1 protein-coding gene and 1 pseudogene are annotated in these 1,386 nt (G+C 75.7%); both read right to left on the bottom strand.

Annotated features, from left to right (window positions below):
• Positions 1-71 precede the first annotated feature (71 nt).
• Positions 72-1,037, bottom strand: coding sequence for a zinc-binding dehydrogenase (locus FLV34_RS39250; RefSeq protein WP_142648870.1), 966 nt, complete (start codon positions 1,035-1,037; stop codon positions 72-74).
• A 117-nt stretch (positions 1,038-1,154) separates the two neighbouring features.
• A pseudogene (locus FLV34_RS39245) lies at positions 1,155-1,386 on the bottom strand (hypothetical protein); the annotation flags it as partial.

Raw genomic sequence — 1,386 nt, 5'->3', positions numbered from 1 at the left:
TCCGAGTAGCGGTGGCGTCCGCCTTCGCATAGCTCACGTTGGCCAGTGGAGTACGTCCTCCACCGGCATCTCTAGGACGCCGGGGCGGGGATGAGGACGATCCGGCCTGAGGCGGTGCCGCTCGCCTGGCGCTCCCAGGCGGCGCCGGCGTCGTCCAGCGGGATCGTCTCGTAGGCGACGGACAGCCGTCCCAGCGCCGCCTGCTCGGCGACGAAGACGATCGAGGCGGCCCGCTGCTCGGGGGTCAGCTCGTTGTTGGTGTATCCCAGCAGCCGCAGCGACCTGCTGCGCAGCGTGGAAGAGTCGATCGGGCAGGTCTCGCCGGCCGAGGAACCCAGGTGGACCCACCGGCCTCCCTGACGCAGCGTGCGGGCCGCGGCGGCCGCCGCCGGGCCGAAGAGCGGGTCGAGCACCAGGTCGGCGGGCCCGTCGCAGGCCTCGGCGAGGCGCGCGGCCAGCGTGGCGACGTCGTCGGTGTCGAGCGCCACCACGGCGTCCGCGCCCGCCTGCCGGGCGCGTTCGCGGGCGGCGGGGGAGCGGGCCCCGGCGATCACCCTGCGGGCCCCGGCGATGCGCGCGATCCGTACGGCGGCCTGCCCGACGACGCCGCCCGCGCCGAGCACCACCACCTGCTCGCCGGGGGTGAGCTCGCCCCGCCACGTCAGCGCCATGTGCGCGGCGACGGCCGAGAGCCCGAGCGCGGCCACCGCGACCGGATCGGCCTGCGGGGGCAGTTCGACGAGGTCTTTCGCGGCCACCGCCGCGAACTGCGCCATGCTCCCGTCGCCCGGGGCCATGCCGGCCGAGGTCGCGAACCACACCGGCCGCCCGCCGGCGACGCCGGCCCCCTGCACCCCCGGCACGTACGGCGTGCGCGGCCTGCCGAAGTAGGACGTGCCGCTCGCGCAGAGCAGGTCGAGCGGCGTGACCGGCGCGGCGCCGACCTCGACCAGGGTCTCGCCGGGCCTGGCCACGGGCACGGGCAGGTCGGCCACCACCGGCGGCCTGCCGGGCTCCACGATCTGTGCCGCCCGCATGTTCCACCTCTCCCTTTCACACATGGCACGTAACACCGGCGAGAGCCGCCGGGCCCGCCCCGCACGGCGTGCCCGGCGTCCCGCCGCCCGGCCCGCCTCGGCGGCGGGCAGGTCCGATCAGGTCGCGATGTCGGGGTACGGCAGCGTCATGTGGGCCAGCCGCCGGGCGTACTCGGTCTGGAAGCCCAGCGGCTCGTGGTCGCGCTCGAACATCGCGATGAACAGCGTGAGCGTGAGGAACGGGTGCGCGCCCAGCTCGAACAGCTTCGGGTAGTCGTGGCCGGCCAGGGCCTCGCGCTCGACGTCCTCGAAGCGCAGCCAGGTCGACGCCTCCCCGCTGTGGCAGTTC

It is taken from the genome of Microbispora sp. CSR-4, from assembly GCF_008033685.1.
Taxonomy (GTDB): domain Bacteria; phylum Actinomycetota; class Actinomycetes; order Streptosporangiales; family Streptosporangiaceae; genus Microbispora.
Note: the sequence above shows the minus strand (reverse complement) of the source record. Positions and strands in the feature narration are given on the sequence as shown.